14 protein-coding genes are annotated in these 15,544 nt (G+C 66.1%); 13 read left to right on the top strand and 1 reads right to left on the bottom strand.

Annotation, left to right across the window (positions count from 1 at the left end):
• Positions 1 to 69 precede the first annotated feature (69 nt).
• Entirely contained in the window at positions 70 to 1,848 is a 1,779-nt protein-coding gene (gene aspS, locus FDW81_RS08830) for an aspartate--tRNA ligase (protein WP_171027146.1), read from the top strand.
• Between the two features lie 511 nt (positions 1,849 to 2,359).
• Here aspS and FDW81_RS08825 read toward each other — a convergent pair.
• A complete protein-coding gene (locus FDW81_RS08825; RefSeq protein WP_138133813.1) occupies positions 2,360 to 3,031 on the bottom strand; it encodes an acVLRF1 family peptidyl-tRNA hydrolase in 672 nt (223 codons plus the stop codon).
• Between the two features lie 71 nt (positions 3,032 to 3,102).
• On the opposite strand from FDW81_RS08825, the gene FDW81_RS08820 reads away from it, so the two are divergent.
• The 12 genes from FDW81_RS08820 to FDW81_RS08765 all read left to right on the top strand — a co-directional run bounded on the left by FDW81_RS08820 (position 3,103) and on the right by FDW81_RS08765 (position 15,498).
• The gene (locus FDW81_RS08820; protein ID WP_138133812.1) at positions 3,103 to 4,527 is read left to right on the top strand and encodes a replication-associated recombination protein A; all 1,425 of its coding nucleotides are present in this window, start codon (positions 3,103 to 3,105) and stop codon (positions 4,525 to 4,527) included.
• A gap of 187 nt (positions 4,528 to 4,714) precedes the next feature.
• Positions 4,715 to 5,341 carry a 30S ribosomal protein S4 gene (gene rpsD / locus FDW81_RS08815; RefSeq protein WP_043454433.1) on the top strand — a complete coding sequence of 209 codons (627 nt, stop codon included), beginning with the start codon at positions 4,715 to 4,717 and terminating at the stop codon, positions 5,339 to 5,341.
• Positions 5,342 to 5,487: 146 nt separating this feature from the next.
• The gene (locus tag FDW81_RS08810; RefSeq protein WP_138133811.1) at positions 5,488 to 5,862 is read left to right on the top strand and encodes a DUF948 domain-containing protein; all 375 of its coding nucleotides are present in this window, start codon (positions 5,488 to 5,490) and stop codon (positions 5,860 to 5,862) included.
• Between the two features lie 19 nt (positions 5,863 to 5,881).
• Complete coding sequence (locus FDW81_RS08805; RefSeq protein ID WP_240720095.1) at positions 5,882 to 6,124, top strand: hypothetical protein; 243 nt, start codon at positions 5,882 to 5,884, stop codon at positions 6,122 to 6,124.
• Positions 6,125 to 6,250: 126 nt separating this feature from the next.
• Positions 6,251 to 8,929, top strand: coding sequence for an alanine--tRNA ligase (gene alaS, locus FDW81_RS08800; RefSeq protein ID WP_138133810.1), 2,679 nt, complete (start codon positions 6,251 to 6,253; stop codon positions 8,927 to 8,929).
• A 7-nt stretch (positions 8,930 to 8,936) separates the two neighbouring features.
• Positions 8,937 to 9,536: a Holliday junction resolvase RuvX gene (gene ruvX, locus FDW81_RS08795; RefSeq protein ID WP_138133809.1), complete on the top strand. Its 600-nt coding sequence runs from the start codon at positions 8,937 to 8,939 to the stop codon at positions 9,534 to 9,536.
• Complete coding sequence (gene mltG / locus FDW81_RS08790; protein WP_138133808.1) at positions 9,533 to 11,242, top strand: endolytic transglycosylase MltG; 1,710 nt, start codon at positions 9,533 to 9,535, stop codon at positions 11,240 to 11,242. Before ruvX ends, mltG begins: the two co-directional genes overlap by 4 nt.
• Positions 11,239 to 12,099, top strand: coding sequence for a shikimate dehydrogenase (locus FDW81_RS08785; protein ID WP_138133807.1), 861 nt, complete (start codon positions 11,239 to 11,241; stop codon positions 12,097 to 12,099). The genes mltG and FDW81_RS08785 overlap by 4 nt, the downstream gene beginning before the upstream one ends.
• Positions 12,100 to 12,125: 26 nt before the next feature.
• A complete protein-coding gene (aroC, locus tag FDW81_RS08780; RefSeq protein ID WP_138133806.1) occupies positions 12,126 to 13,325 on the top strand; it encodes a chorismate synthase in 1,200 nt (399 codons plus the stop codon).
• Entirely contained in the window at positions 13,326 to 13,892 is a 567-nt protein-coding gene (locus FDW81_RS08775) for a shikimate kinase (protein WP_240720093.1), read from the top strand. It abuts the gene before it with no gap.
• Positions 13,889 to 14,980, top strand: a complete 1,092-nt coding sequence (gene aroB, locus FDW81_RS08770) for a 3-dehydroquinate synthase (RefSeq protein ID WP_138133805.1) — start codon at positions 13,889 to 13,891, stop codon at positions 14,978 to 14,980. The genes FDW81_RS08775 and aroB overlap by 4 nt, the downstream gene beginning before the upstream one ends.
• The gene (locus FDW81_RS08765; RefSeq protein WP_138133804.1) at positions 14,980 to 15,498 is read left to right on the top strand and encodes a tetratricopeptide repeat protein; all 519 of its coding nucleotides are present in this window, start codon (positions 14,980 to 14,982) and stop codon (positions 15,496 to 15,498) included. The genes aroB and FDW81_RS08765 overlap by 1 nt, the downstream gene beginning before the upstream one ends.
• Positions 15,499 to 15,544 lie beyond the last annotated feature (46 nt).

Raw genomic sequence — 15,544 nt, 5'->3', positions numbered from 1 at the left:
ATCGTTCCGCAACGATCCTACGAAACTTCTCCATCGACTTCCCGCTGTTACCCCGCAGAAAGGCGTGCTGTGCTGCGCACACATGACCTCGGATCCCTTCGTTCCGAGCACATTGGACAAACCGTAACCCTGGCTGGCTGGGTTGGCCGCCGTCGTGATCACGGTGGTGTGGCCTTCGTTGACCTGCGTGATGCTTCCGGCGTGGCACAGGTTGTGGTGCGCGAGGAAGAAGTCTTCCACGGCCTGCGCAACGAATATGTCCTGCAGATCATCGGCACCGTCTCCAAGCGGCCGGAGGGCAACGAGAACCCCGCCCTCGCCACCGGCGAGATCGAGGTGATGGCGGAAAAGGTCACCATCCTCAACACCTCGGATCCGCTCCCGTTCCAGATCGACGAGCACGTTGAAGTGGGCGAGGAAGCACGCCTGAAGCACCGCTACCTGGACCTGCGCCGGCCCGGCCCCGCCCGCAACCTCCGCCTTCGTTCGGAAGCCAACCGGGTAGCCCGCGAGCTGCTCCACCAGGACGGCTTCGTGGAGGTCGAGACCCCCACCCTCACCCGTTCAACGCCGGAAGGTGCCCGCGACTTCGTCGTGCCCGCACGTCTGGCGCCGGGCTCCTGGTACGCCCTCCCGCAGTCACCGCAGCTCTTCAAGCAGCTCCTGCAGGTTGGCGGGTTCGAAAAGTATTACCAGATCGCCCGCTGCTACCGTGACGAGGACTTCCGCGCCGATCGCCAGCCGGAGTTCACCCAGCTGGACATCGAGGCCAGCTTCGTGGAGCAGGACGACATCATTGCCCTCGGCGAGAACATCGTCAAGGCACTGTGGAAGCTCATCGGCGTCGAGATTCCCACTCCCATCCAACGCATCACCTACAACGACGCCATGGCCCGCTTCGGCTCGGACAAGCCGGACCTGCGCTTCGGCGTGGAGCTCACCGAGCTCACGGAGTTCTTCAAGGACACCAACTTCGGCGTCTTTAAGGCGCCGTATGTAGGCGCCGTCGTTATGCCGGGCGGTGCTTCACAGCCGCGCCGGACCCTGGATGGCTGGCAGGAGTTCGCCAAGCAGCGCGGCCACAAGGGGCTCGCTTACGTCCTGTACAAGGAAGACGGCGAGCTCGCCGGCCCCGTTGCCAAGAACCTGACGGAGACCGAACGCGCGGGCCTGGCGGATGCCGCGGGTGCCAAGCCCGGCGACTGTATCTTCTTCGCTGCCGGCGAGAAGTCCGCCGCCCGCGCCCTGCTCGGTGCTGCGCGCGTTGAGATCGGCCACCGCACGGGCCTGATCAACCCCAGCGACTGGGCCTTCTGCTGGGTTGTGGATGCACCCATGTTCGAGCCGGCAGCAACGGCTGTGGCTTCGGGGGACGTGGCAGTCGGCGCAGGAAAGTGGACTGCCGTCCACCACGCCTTCACCTCGCCCAAGCCCGAATTCATGGACAGCTTCGACACCGATCCGGAGTCTGCCCTGGCCTACGCCTACGACATCGTCTGCAACGGCAACGAAATCGGCGGCGGCTCCATCCGTATCCACCAGAGCGACATCCAGGAACGCGTGTTCGAGGTGATGGGCCTTTCGCACGAGGATGCCCAGGAGAAGTTCGGCTTCCTGCTCGAGGGCTTCAAGTACGGCGCACCCCCGCACGGCGGCATTGCCTTCGGCTGGGACCGCGTGGTTGCTCTCCTGGCCGGCGTGGACTCGATCCGCGACGTTATCGCGTTTCCCAAGACCGGCAACGGCTACGACCCCCTGACCGCAGCACCAGCCCCCATTACACCGCAGCAGCGCAAGGAAGCCGGGGTGGACTTCAAGCCGGAGGTAAAACCGGCTGAAGGCAAATAAGTTCCCGCCTAAATCCCTGAAGGCCCTCCCGGACGGGAGGGCCTTCAGGGATTTCTGGCCCCGAGGCATTGCCCTCGAACCCCTGGCCGCGCTGCGCCAGTCGGCCCAGTGGTATCGGGACCGGCGCCTGCCGCTGATCTTCCAGGTGACGGACACCGCCGCAAATGCTGGGCCTAACGATGTCCTGGATGCCCAGGGCTTCACCCGGCAGTCGGAGACCCTCATCATGGCGCGTCGTGCAGACACCGTTCCTCCCGGTCCGGCAGCTGTCAAGGCGGAAATCCGGGACCAGCCGGATGAGGCATGGCTGGACCTGTGGTGGAGCGTCGACGGCCGGGGCGGCCAGGCGGAGCTGGCGATGGTTGCTGGTCACAGCAGCCAACTTCGCTGCCCGGGAGCTGTACCTGCAGGCCGGATTCGGGGAAGTGGGCCGCTATCTCTACCGCCAGCAGCGGCCGCAGCGGGCATTGACGGGCTGTCGACCTTTCACCCCGGTGCGCGCCGGGATGAATTAGGGACGAGGATCCGTCACCTGGATTCGAACCGAACACGCGTCCGCTGCTGCCTTCTTCAGCACGGCGGCTTTGGGATCCGGAACGTCAAGATACGCGAGGCGGGGAAGCCCGGCATAGCCGTTCAGGGCCGGGTGCTCGAGGACAAGTCCCGCTAACGCCCTGTCACCGCCGGGAACCACATACTCAAAGACCTCTGCGCTGAATACCCGCTGCGCCTGCTTTGCGACAGCCTCCACCAGCGCGTCCGCCTGGTTTGACCGGCGGCGCGCAAACCGCTGCTGGGACTGGCCTCCCGCGGCGGTCCGCGACTGGACGTACGTGGAACCCAGCTTGGACGCCAGGACCAGTCCTTCGCTGACCACCGCGACGCCATAGCCTCCGCGGCGTACCAGCAGCAGGCCCAGCCTGCGCGGCTGCGACGCGAGGGAAACCAGCCTTTCGAGTGCATCCGTGCCGCGGCCGGGACGGCCGTCAACCGGCCAGGGCGGCTGGAGCAGCGCCTCAGCGCCGTCGTCGGCGATCAGCCGCAGGCCGTCGTCGTCATCGATCGGCTGATATCCGCCGTGTGCGGCGGCGAACCGCTCCGCCCAGCCGCCCACCCGCCCACCGGGGACGAAAGCGGTCCGGACGGAGGGCCCGTGCTGTCCTGCGGCAGTACGTGCAGACATGCGGCATCCTTTGAGCGGCGGCGGCTTCCGCGGGCGAAAATGCGGAGGTGAACTGGAAGTAGCCTATCTATGTGGATGATCTCTTCGGGCACGGGCCCGGCAATGATGACGACGGCGGCGGCAACGGTGCGCCGGCTGCCGGCCGGCCTGCCGGGGGAGGCGGGAACGCTTCCCCGCGCGGTCCGCTTGCCGTCCGGATGCGTCCCCGCACCCTTGATGAGGTGGTGGGCCAACAGCACCTCCTCGGCCATGGGTCACCCTTGCGCCAGCTGGCGGCCGGGGCGGGAGCTGACACATCAGGCCCCGCGGGACCCACTTCTCTCATCCTCTGGGGTCCGCCCGGAACGGGAAAAACCACCCTTGCCCACGTGATCGCCCGCGGTCCAGGGCGAAAGTTCGTGGAGCTTTCCGCGGTCACCGCCGGGGTGAAGGACGTGCGGCGGGTCATGGATGACGCACTGACGGCCAGGGACCTGTACAAAACCACCACCGTCCTGTTCCTGGACGAGATCCACCGGTTCAACAAGGCGCAGCAGGATGCGCTGCTGCCAGGGGTCGAGAACCGGTGGGTGGTCCTGGTGGCGGCCACTACCGAAAACCCGTCGTTCTCCGTGGTGTCGCCCCTGCTGTCCCGGTCCCTGCTGCTGACGCTTCGTCCGCTGACTGACGGTGATATCGAGGGTCTGCTGCAGCGCGCCATAGTTGATCCGCGGGGACTCGGCGGGAAGGTAGCCGTCAGTGAGGAAGCGCTGGACCATCTGGTCAGGCTTTCCGGCGGTGACGCGCGGCGCGCCCTGACCGCCCTGGAAGCGGCCGCCGGTGTTGCCTTCGGTGATGCAGACGACGCCGGCGAAGGGCCTGTCGCCGTCGAACTTAAACACACCGAGCGCGCCCTGGACGTCGCCGCCGTCCGCTATGACCGCGCGGGTGACCAGCACTATGACGTGATCAGTGCCTTCATCAAGTCAATCCGCGGCTCGGACGTCGATGCCGCACTGCACTACTTGGCGCGGATGCTGGAGGCGGGGGAGGACCCGCGCTTCGTGGCCCGCCGGATCATGATCTCGGCTGCCGAGGATGTGGGCATGGCGGATCCCACCGCCTTGCAGACAGCCGTGGCCGCGGCCCAGGCCGTCCAGCTGATCGGCATGCCCGAAGGCCGGATCATCCTCGCCGAAGCCGTAGTGCACCTGGCTACCGCGCCCAAATCCAACGCGGCGTACATGGGCATCAACAAGGCCGTCGCCGACGTCCGGGCCGGGCTCGGCAACGGCATCCCTGCCCACCTCAGGGACGCGCACTACCCGGGATCCAAGCAGCTGGGCCACGGGGTGGGATACAGATACGCCCATGATGCTCCGCACGCGGTGGCCACCCAGCAGTATCCGCCGGATGACCTGGTGGGGAAGGACTACTACCAGCCCACCGCGAATGGTGCCGAGCGCGACATTGCCGTGCGGCTGGAGCGGCTCCGGAAGATCGTACGGGGCAAGTGATTGTCCGGTGGAACGCGGGCGCCGTGTAGAATGGATGTTTGTCTGGCAAGGCGCGGACGCACAATCTCCCCAATTCTATGTTGAGAAGGTTATGCCTGCGCCCAGTAGCAAAAGGCAGCGGTTGGCCGATGCTCTCCATCGTGGAGGCCAGTAACACTGACACACCGCAGATATTGGAAGGACACAAGTGGCTAACAACACTCGTGCTCGCCGTCAGGCCCGCCTCTCGCGGTCCCTCGGCATTGCTCTGACCCCCAAGGCCGCCAAGTACATGGAGCGCCGCCCGTACGGCCCCGGTGAGCATGGCCGTGCCCGCAAGAAGCAGGACTCCGACTACGCCGTACGTCTGCGCGAAAAGCAGCGCCTGCGCGCCCAGTACGGCATCCGCGAAGCACAGATGACCCGTGCCTTCGAAGAAGCCCGCCGCACCAAGGGCCTGACCGGTGAGAACCTCATCGAACTGCTCGAAATGCGTCTCGACGCCCTGGTCCTGCGTGCCGGCTTCGCCCGCACCATCGCCCAGGCCCGCCAGCTGGTTGTGCACCGCCACATCATGGTTGACGGAATCCGCGTTGACCGTCCGTCGTTCCGCGTCGGCGAGGGCCAGCTGGTCCACGTCCACAGCCGAAGCGAAACCATGGTTCCGCTCCAGGTTGCCGCCGCCGGCGCCCACCGCGACGTCCTGCCTGCCGTTCCGGCCTACCTGGACGTCAAGCTGGAAGCCCTGCAGGCACGCCTGGTCCGCCGCCCCAAGCGCTCCGAGATTCCCGTGACCTGCGAAGAGCAGCTCGTCGTCGAATTCTACGCACGCTAAATTCCGGCAGCGTATCCAAAAAAGCCCGTGGCAAGCGCCACGGGCTTTTTTGTATGTAAGGTACTTGGGGGACATCTGCGGAATGCGCTTAAGTGCGCTCCTACCGGATGCAACCGAACCACAGAATTTCGAGGAGATGAACGTCTATGTCTGGTGGCGATATTGCCGGCCTGATCGCTGCCGGAGTGTTTGCGCTCCTGGTGCTGCTGCTCGCAGTGCCCATCCTGAAACTTGGCAAGGTGCTTGACGAGGTGCGCACCACCATCCGTTCCCTGAGCGACGGCGCCACGCCCCTCATGGACGAGGTAACGGCCACCGTGTCCACCACCAACCAGCAGCTGAAGAAGGTGGACGGCATCTCGTCCAACGTCTCCGACGCCTCGGCCAACCTGTCGGCACTGTCTTCCCTGGTGGCTGCCACGGTCGGATCGCCGCTCATCAAGGTGGCAGCTTTCAGCTACGGTGTCCGCACCGCACTGACCAACCGCAAGAAACCCGCTGCCGGCCGCCGCAGCCGCTGATATCCGGAGGACCACACACATGAAACGAATCGTCTGGATGGGAATTGGCGTGGCAATCGGAGTGATTGCCTTCCGCAAGGTCACCGAAGCGCAGGCCAGCATGCAGTCCACTCTCGGCCCCGAGGGCCTGAACCGGGCGGTGGGGCGCCTCGCTGACGGCGTCTACGACTTCGCCGATGCGCTCCGGGCCGGCATGCGGGAACGCGAAACGGACCTCCGGACGGCCCTCGGGCTGGAGTCGGGAGACCTGGCACGCCGCTGACCCGGGCAACGGCAGCAACAACGTTTGAACCACACCGGGCCGAAACCGTCCACGCGGTACCGGCCACACGAAAGAACCTCCGTGCCGCAGACGAGGCATGGAGCAAGAAGGGTAAGTACACAGCTCATGAAGTCGCAGGAGATCACAAAGCGCTGGGTGGACTTTTTTGTCAGCAAGGGCCACACCGCGGTTCCCTCCGCGTCGCTGGTCTCCAGCGACCCCTCGCTGCTGTTCACGGTTGCCGGCATGGTGCCGTTCATTCCCTACCTCACCGCCCGCGAAGAGGCTCCCTACTCCCGTGCCACCAGCGTGCAGAAGTGCATCCGCACCGGCGATATCGAGGAAGTGGGCAAGACTGCCCGTCACGGCACCTTCTTCCAGATGTGCGGCAACTTCTCCTTCGGCGACTACTTCAAGGAAGACGCCATCAAGTTCGCCTGGGAGCTGCTCACCAGGAGCGTTGACGACGGCGGCTACGGGCTTGCGCCGGAACGGCTCTGGGTCACCGTCTACGAAGAGGACGACGAAGCCAAGGAACTGTGGCTCAAGAACACCGGCGTGCCTGCAGAGCGCATCCAGAAGATGGGCAAGTCGGACAACTACTGGCACACCGGACAGCCCGGCCCCGCCGGCCCCTGCTCGGAGATCTACTACGACCGCGGCCCCGCCTACGGCGTGGAGGGCGGTCCGCTGGCAGACGAGACCCGCTACATCGAGATCTGGAACCTCGTGTTCATGCAGTACCAGATCGAAAATGTCCGCTCGAAGGAAGACTTCGACGTTGTGGGCGAACTTCCCAAGCGCAACATCGACACCGGCCTGGGCATGGAACGCCTGGCCATGATCCTGCAGGGCGTCGAGAACATGTACGAGACGGACCAGGTCCGCCCCGTCATCGACAAGGCTGCCGAACTCTCCGGTAAGGAATACACTTCCGCGGAGTCCGACGACGACCCCCACCACACAGATGACGTGCGGATGCGCGTGGTCGCCGACCACATCCGCTCGGCTTTGATGCTGATTTCCGACGGCGTGACCCCCTCGAACGAAGGCCGTGGCTACGTCCTGCGCCGCCTGATCCGCCGCGCCGTCCGCTCAATGCGGCTTCTGGGCGTCGAGCAGGCGTGCCTGCCCGAGTTGCTGCCGGCCTCCCGGGACGCCATGAAGGGCGTCTACCCCGTGGTGGACACCGACTTCGCCCGCATCAGCCGGATCGCCTACGCCGAAGAAAAGGCCTTCCTGCGAACCATCGCTTCGGGTACGGCCCGCCTGGAGGACGCCGTCAAGGAGTCTAAGGCCGCGAACAAGCCGCTGTCCGGCGAAGACGCTTTCACCCTGCACGACACTTACGGCTTCCCAATCGACCTCACGCTTGAGATGGCCGAGGAAGCCGGACTCAAGGTTGACGAGGCCGCTTTCCGCAGCCTGATGCAGGAGCAGCGCCAGCGCGCCCAGGCGGACGCCAAGGGAAAGAAGGGCGGCCACGCCGACCTCAGCGCCTTCCAGGAAATCCTTACCCAGGGTGAGACCGTCTTTACCGGCTACACTGAGCTCGACGCCGAATCGCGCGTCCGCGGCCTCCTGGCCGGAGGCCGGCCGGTGCAGCAGGCCGCCACCGGCGATGAAATCGAGCTTGTCCTGGCCGAAACCCCGTTCTATGCCGAAGCCGGCGGGCAGGCGGCAGACACCGGCCTGATCACCGGGGACGGGTTCGTCGTGGAGGTCCTTGACGTGCAGCGCCCGCTGAAGGGCCTGAGCGTGCACAAGGCCATCGTGCGCGAGGGCGAAATCGGGGCGGACTCCCTGGTGCGCGCCGCCGTCGACCGTGAACGCCGGCACGCTGCCGAGCAGGCGCACACGGGCACGCACATCGTGCACGCCGCGCTGCACCAGATTCTCGGGCCGGAGGCCACCCAGCGCGGCTCCTTCAACAAAGCCGGCTACCTGCGCTTCGACTTCGCCTGGGGCGAGGGCCTGAGCACGGCAACCCGCTCGGAAATCGAGGAAGTCTCCAACCTGGCCATCCGCAACAACTACGCGGTGGAGACCAAGGTGATGGCGCTGGCGGAGGCCAAGGCCCTGGGCGCCATGGCGCTCTTTGGCGAGAACTACGGCAACGAAGTGCGCGTGGTGGAGATCGACGGCGCATGGTCACGTGAGCTGTGCGGTGGAACCCACGTGTCCAACACCTCGCTGATCGGCAGCCTGTCGCTCCTGGGCGAACAGTCAGTCGGTTCCGGAAACCGCCGTGTGGAGGCCTTCGTAGGCATGGATGCATTCCGGCACCTGGCGGCCGAACGGGCCCTGGTCACCGAGCTGACCGAGATGCTGAAGGTCCCGTCCGGCCAGCTGGCCGACCGGATTGCCGCCACCCTTGCCAAGCTGAAGGCCACGGAGAAGGAACTCGACAGGCTGCGCAAGGAGCAGCTGGCCGCCTCGGCCGCCCAGCTGGTCAATACTGCCAAGGATGCCGGCGGTGTCAGCGTCATCGCCCATGACGCAGGCCAGGTCAATGGTGCGGACGATATTCGCGGACTCGCCCTGGACCTGAGGAACCGGCTGGGAGCGGCGCCGGCAACGGTGGCAGTGGCCGGCGTCGCCAATGACCGCCCCATCATCCTGGTGGCCACCAATGAGGCTGCGCGGGAAGCCGGAGTCAAAGCCGGAGCACTGGTCCGCCTTGCTGCCGGTATCCTCGGCGGGGGCGGCGGAGGCAAGGACGACGTCGCCCAGGGCGGCGGAACCGACCCCGGCAAGACCGCCCAGGCGCTGGCCGCCGTCGTCGATGCCATCTCGCGTCGCTAATCCTCCCATGACCGATCCTGCAGCTGCCGGCGCCTACCCCCAGGGCATCAAACTGGGGGTGGACGTCGGCACCGTCCGGGTGGGGGTTGCCGTCTGCGACCGCGACTCCATCCTGGCCACCCCGTACAAAACCCTGGACCGCAACGCGAAGAAGAACTCGGACATCCGGGTAATCGTAAACCTGGTCGAGGAACTTGGGGCGGTGCAGGTCATCGTCGGGCTGCCCCGGACCATGAAGGGTGAAGAACGGTCGTCTGCGGAAATGGCGAGGGACTACGCCCTGCTGTTGGCCGCAGAGCTGGCAGCGCGTGCCCTTGAGGTGCCGGTGAACCTCGTGGACGAGCGCCTCAGCAGCGTCACGGCGCACCGGAACCTGCATGAAGCTGGCATGAGCAGCAGGAACCACCGTAAAGTGGTTGATCAGGTCGCGGCGGCAGGCATCCTTCAGCACGCCATCGACATGCAGAAAGCCAGGGGAGCGGACGTCGGCTCACGCGTGACGCCGCCGGCCCCTTCCGTGGACCTGGGAGGCAGCGGACAGGATAGCTCTGTTCGTGCCGCCACAGGTGACACGGCCCGATCTTCAGATAATGGAAGGCAACAGTGAGCCCTGCCAACATTGACGACGCTTCCGGTCCGCTGGAGGCCGGGGCAGCCAGACCGCTGACCCGCAAGGAACTCCGTGCGCGGGAAAAGACCCACACCGGGGACCATGACGCCGTTCCCGAGCAGGCCTACGAAACGGGCCATGATGTTCCTCCGCCGCCGGCCGGGGCTCCTTCCATTGCCGGTCCGGAAAACGCTGCCGCAGCCGAAAACCTGGCCGTAACCGGGAAAGCTGCCGTAAGCGGGAACATTGCCCCGGAGGAGCAGCCGGTTCCGGCGGCACCTGCTGCCCCACCCTCGATCCAGCAGTCCCGGCAGGACTACGCGGGCCGCGGGGACACAATGCATCACCAGGAGCCGCACCACGGGGACGTGGACGCCGCCTACGCGGCGCCTATGCTGGCCCACCACGGCCGTGCGGGTGAGACGCCCTACACGGAGGACGTTCACTATGCCGACGGCGGCTATCCGGAGCGTGGGCAGCACGGCGATGCCTATGAGGAAGTCCAGTACCACGAAAGCGGTCATCACGGGGATGTCCATCACGGAAATCCGCACCACAGTGAAGCGCATCATGGCGACCATCATGCCGGCGGGCACCACGATTTCCGTCCCGGCGCCTCGGCCGCAACCGTAGTGGCCAAGCCGTCCAAGAAAGTGCGCCGCCGCCGTCGGCTGCTGGCGCTTTTCCTGACCCTCGCCGTCTTCGTTACGGCCGTTGCCGTCGGAGCGCAGTTCCTGAAGCCGCTGCTTGGCAGCAGTAAACCTGAAGACTTCCCGGGACCCGGCACGGGCGAGGTCGTTGTGACCGTCGAAAACGGTGAAGGCACCCGGTCCGTGGCGTCCAAGCTTGAGAACGAACGTGTTGTGGCGAATGCCGACACCTTCCTGCAGAGCTTCAGCGCCTCCGGCGGGACCTTGGCCCCGGGGGATTACACGTTCAAGAACGAGATGAAGAATTCGGACGCCGTGAACGTCCTGCTCGGCAAGGACCAGGAGAAGGTCATCTACTTCGCCCTGAGCGCCGGACTGCGGATCGGCGAATCGCTGCAGGCGATCTCGCAGGGGTCCGGCATCTCCTTCCAGGACCTAAAGGCGCTCAGCGACAAGCCGGCCCAGTTCGGGCTGCCCGCCAGTGCCAGGAACCTGGAGGGGTACCTGGCTCCGGGCGAGCACCGTTTCCCCTTGGGCACGCCTGCAAAGGACATCCTCCAGGCACTGGTCAAGACCACCACCGATGAACTCGTGGCCCAGGGGATCACGGATCCCGCCAAGCAGTACGAGGCCGTGATCGTGGCCAGCATCGTGCAGGCCGAAGGCGGCCAGGCCGAGTACGGGGATGTGGCCGGGGCTATCTACAACAGGCTGAAGCCCAACGACCAGACCGGCGGCTTCCTGCAGGTGGACTCTGCGGTCACCTACGGCCTGGGCACCAAGAGCTACAACTTCACGGATGAACAGCGGCAGGACAAGTCCAACCCGTACAACACCTATGCGAACCCCGGACTGCCGCCAGGACCCATCGGTTCTCCGGGGAAGACGGCCATCGATGCTGCCGCCAGGCCGAAGTCCAACGACTACCTGTACTGGGTGACCATCAACCTGGACACCAAGGAGACCAAGTTCTCCAAGACACTCGCTGAGCACAACGGCTACGTCGAGCAGTACAACGAGTGGTGCAGGGCCAACGCCGGACGTTGCACGTGAGCCTTCGGGCTGCCGTCCTCGGCCACCCGATCAGCCATTCCAAGTCCCCGGCACTGCACCTTGCTGCCTATGGCCGGCTGGGAATCGGTATGAGCTACACGGCCATTGACGTGACAGAAGAGCTGCTGCCGGCCCTGATGGGGCAGATCCGCGACCAGCCCGGCTGGCGTGGACTGTCCGTCACGATGCCGCTCAAAACCGCGATGCTCGGGCAGGTGGACGAGGTCCGCGGCGTGGCGGGTACCCTGGGCGTGGTTAACACCGTCACGTTCGAAGACCAGCCAACCGGTACCCGCACTGTTGGTTCCAACACAGACGTTGCCGGGATCGTCAACGCGCTCCGCCACGCCGGCGTTGCCGCAGCCCCCTCTGCCGTGGTCCTGGGCGGCGGCGGAACCGCGGCTTCAGCAGTGGCCGCGCTCCAGCAACTGGGTACCGGCCATGTAAGCGTCTTCGTCCGGGATACGGCCCGCACGGGGGAAGTCTGCGCGGCTGCCGAAAGCCTGGGCGTTGAACTGGAAGTCCGCAACCTGGCTGACGCTGCCCGCCCCGCCGCGGCTGCCGACGTCGTCGTATCCACCCTCCCGCCAAGAGCGGCCGATGGACTGGCAGCCGGGATGGCAGCCCTGAAGACCACCATGCCGGGTGTGCTGCTGGACGTGGCCTACGATCCGTGGCCAAGCCTTATCGCGTCAGTCTGGCAGGCAGGCGGCGGAACCGTGGTGCCCGGACTCGAAATGCTGCTGTACCAGGCGGTGGAACAGGTACGCCTGTTCACCCGGTTGGATGAGGAAGTTAATGCATCTGTCATAGATGTGATGTGTGACGCAGTCGGGCTTCCCCGACGGGTGTTGTGACCGCCATACGTGGCAGGATGGAAAATATGTTGCGTTGGTTGACTGCCGGTGAATCCCATGGTCCGGCTCTGACGGGAATTATCGAAGGCATCCCCGCCGGTGTTGAAATCACAAGCGGGCACATCGCAGACTCTTTGGCCCGGCGCCGCCTCGGATACGGGCGCGGTGCACGGATGAAGTTCGAGCAGGACGTCGTCACCATCCTGGGAGGCGTCCGGCACGGCCTGACCCAGGGCGGCCCGGTGGCCATCCAGGTGGGCAACACCGAGTGGCCCAAGTGGGAGCAGATCATGTCCGCGGACCCGGTGGATCCGGAACTGCTTGCAGACCAGGCCCGCAACGCACCGCTGACCCGGCCCCGCCCGGGTCACGCAGACTTCACCGGAATGCAGAAGTACGGCTTCAGTGAGGCCCGGCCCGTCCTGGAGCGGGCCAGCGCCCGCGAGACTGCCACCCGTGTCGCCATGGGCACCGTGGCAGCACAGTTCCTGAAGCACCTTGGCATCGAGCTGGTCAGCCACACCGTCAGCATCGCCAGCGTCACCGTACCCGAGGGCCGTCCGCTGCCTGCACCCGGCGACGTCCTGGCCCTGGACGCAGATCCCTTGCGCTGCTTTGACCGCGAGACCTCCGACGCCATGGTTGCGGAGGTGGACGCCGCCCACAAGGAAGGCGAAACACTGGGCGGGGTGGTTGAGGTACTCGCCTACGGCCTCCCGCCGGGACTGGGCAGCTACGTCCACTGGGACCGCCGGCTCGACTCCCGTCTGGCCGCCGCCCTGATGGGCATCCAGGCCATCAAGGGCGTGGAGGTGGGTGACGGTTTCCTGACCGCCGCGCGCCGCGGCTCCGCCGCCCACGACGAAATTGTCCGGGATGCGGACGGCCGCATCGTGCGCGCCAGCAACCGCGCCGGCGGCATTGAAGGCGGCATGAGCATCGGGGACGTCCTGCGGGTCCGCGCGGCCATGAAGCCCATCGCCACCGTGCCCCGCGCACTGAAGACCATCGACGTCAGCACCGGAGAAGCTGCCAAGGCACACCACCAGCGCTCCGATGTCTGCGCCGTTCCCGCTGCCGGGGTAGTGGCCGAAGCAATGGTGGCGCTGGTACTGGCCGAGGCTGTCACCGAAAAGTTCGGCGGCGACTCCGTCGCGGAAACAGCGCGGAACATCAAGGGTTACCTGGACAGCATTCCGGCATCCCTGGACTCGATTGGCCAGTAAGTGCCCGCCAGCAGTAAGACCACACCTGCCGGCAGGCCGATTGTCCTGATCGGGCCCATGGCGGTCGGAAAATCCGCCATCGGGCAGCAGTTGGCCCATCAGCTCGGAGTTCCGTTCGTTGACACCGACGCCGTGATTGTCGCAGGCCACGGCCCCATCTCCGACATCTTCGCCGGCCGCGGTGAACACGCGTTCCGCGAGATCGAGGCACGGACTGTAGCAGACGCCGTCGAGGCAGCGGACAACACTGCCACCGTTATCTCCCTGGGCGGGGGAGCGGTGCTGGACTCCGGCACGCAGCAGCTCATCAGCCGCTGTACCGTGGTGTACCTCGAATGCGATGCCCAAACCGTCGCTGGCCGCATCGCCCGGAACTCCGGGCGCCCGCTGCTGGCCGGGGACGCCGTGGGACGCTGGACCGCCATGTTCGCCGCCCGAAGGCCGGTCTATGAACGGCTGGCAGACATCACCCTGGACGTGCGCCACGGCTCGGTTACCGAACTGGGCGCGCGGCTCGAAGCAGCACTGCGTGAGTACGCAGCTGCCCAACAGGAAGTTGAAAAGTGAGCACCGAATCAACAGTCATCAGCGTCACCGGCGGTTCCACCGCGGAAAACTACGACGTCGTCGTCGGCCGGGGACTGCTGGGCGACCTTCCCGGCCTGCTGGGGGAGCGCGTGCGCCGGGTGCTGGTCATCCATCCGCGCGCCCTGCGCATGACCGGGGACACGGTCCGCGACGAGCTGGCCGCGGCAGGGTTCACCTCGCTGACGGCTGAAATCCCCGATGCCGAAGAAGGCAAGCACATCCAGGTGGCCGCCTTCTGCTGGCAGGTCCTGGGACAGAACGACTTCACCCGCTCTGACGCCATCGTGGCGGTCGGCGGCGGCGCCGTGACCGACCTTGCCGGTTTTGTGGCCGCCACCTGGCTGCGCGGGGTGAAGGTCATCCACATGCCCACCAGCCTCCTGGCAATGGTGGACGCCGCAGTGGGCGGCAAGACGGGGATCAACACCGCCGAAGGCAAGAACCTCGTGGGCGCCTTCCACCCGCCCGCAGGCGTGCTTGCGGACCTGGACACGCTCAATACACTGCCCAGGAATGAGCTCATTTCGGGCATGGCGGAAGTCATCAAGTGCGGCTTCATCTCCGACCCCGCCATCCTTGACCTCGTGGAGAAGGACACCGCGGCAGTGCTCGATCCGCAGTCGGCGGTGGTCCGCGAACTGATTGAGCGGGCTATCTCCGTGAAGGCGAAGGTAGTCTCCGAGGACCTGAAGGAATCCGGGCTGCGCGAAATCCTGAACTACGGGCACACCCTGGGTCACGCCATCGAACTGGTGGAGCGCTATTCCTGGCGGCATGGGGCTGCTGTCTCCGTGGGCATGATGTTCGCCGCCGAACTCGCCCGCAGCGTGGGGCGGCTCAGCGACGCCGACGCCGACCGGCACCGCAGCATCCTCGAGGGCCTCGGGCTTCCGGTCACCTACCGGCGGGACCGCTGGCAGGGGCTGCTTGACGGGATGCGCCGGGACAAGAAGTCCCGTGGTGACCTGCTCCGCTTTGTTGTTCTGGACGGAGTGGGCAAGCCGGGGATGCTGGACGTTCCGGACACCTCGCTGCTGTTCGCCGCCTACCAGGAAATTGCCTCCTGATGCACGGCGACATGGAAGGAACAGCCGATTGGCCCGAGGCCGGCTTCCCGGGCATCCGCATCAACCCCGAGTCGTTGCTGCCGGAGATCGTGAACGGTGAAGCCTGCCGGGAGGCGCTGGCGGCGTCCACCGATCCCGCAGACCACATCTTCGTGCTGCTGGTGGAAGGGCACGCGTCCGAGGCCGCCGAATTGCTCGCCGATGCCCGCTTCAAGGACCCGGAATCCTTCCGGTTGCGCACGTTCGAGGCCGAAGTGCTCCGCGTATCGAACCGCCTGGACCGCGCCGTGGAACTGTTCCGGCAGCTTTTGGCCGAAGTGCAGGGCACACCCCGGGAGGCACTGGTGTGGCAGTTCCTCGGCAAGACCCAGTACAGCGCCGGCCAGATGAGCGCGGCGGTGGAATCCTTCGCCCGTGCACTGGACCTGCGGGTGGCCCAGTCCGCCGACGCCGCACAGATCTACTCGTCCACCGTGGCGCTCCAGCGTGCCCGGGACGTCCTGGAACTGGCCTGCTGAGCCTGCCAACAGACGTGCCTGCAACCTGCCCGAGGGCACCGCAGGA

The sequence above is a fragment of the Pseudarthrobacter sp. NamB4 genome, assembly GCF_005796185.1.
In the GTDB taxonomy this organism is placed as follows: Bacteria; Actinomycetota; Actinomycetes; order Actinomycetales; family Micrococcaceae; genus Arthrobacter.
The sequence above is the reverse complement of the archived record's forward strand: the minus strand, read 5'-3'. Positions and strand labels throughout refer to the sequence as shown.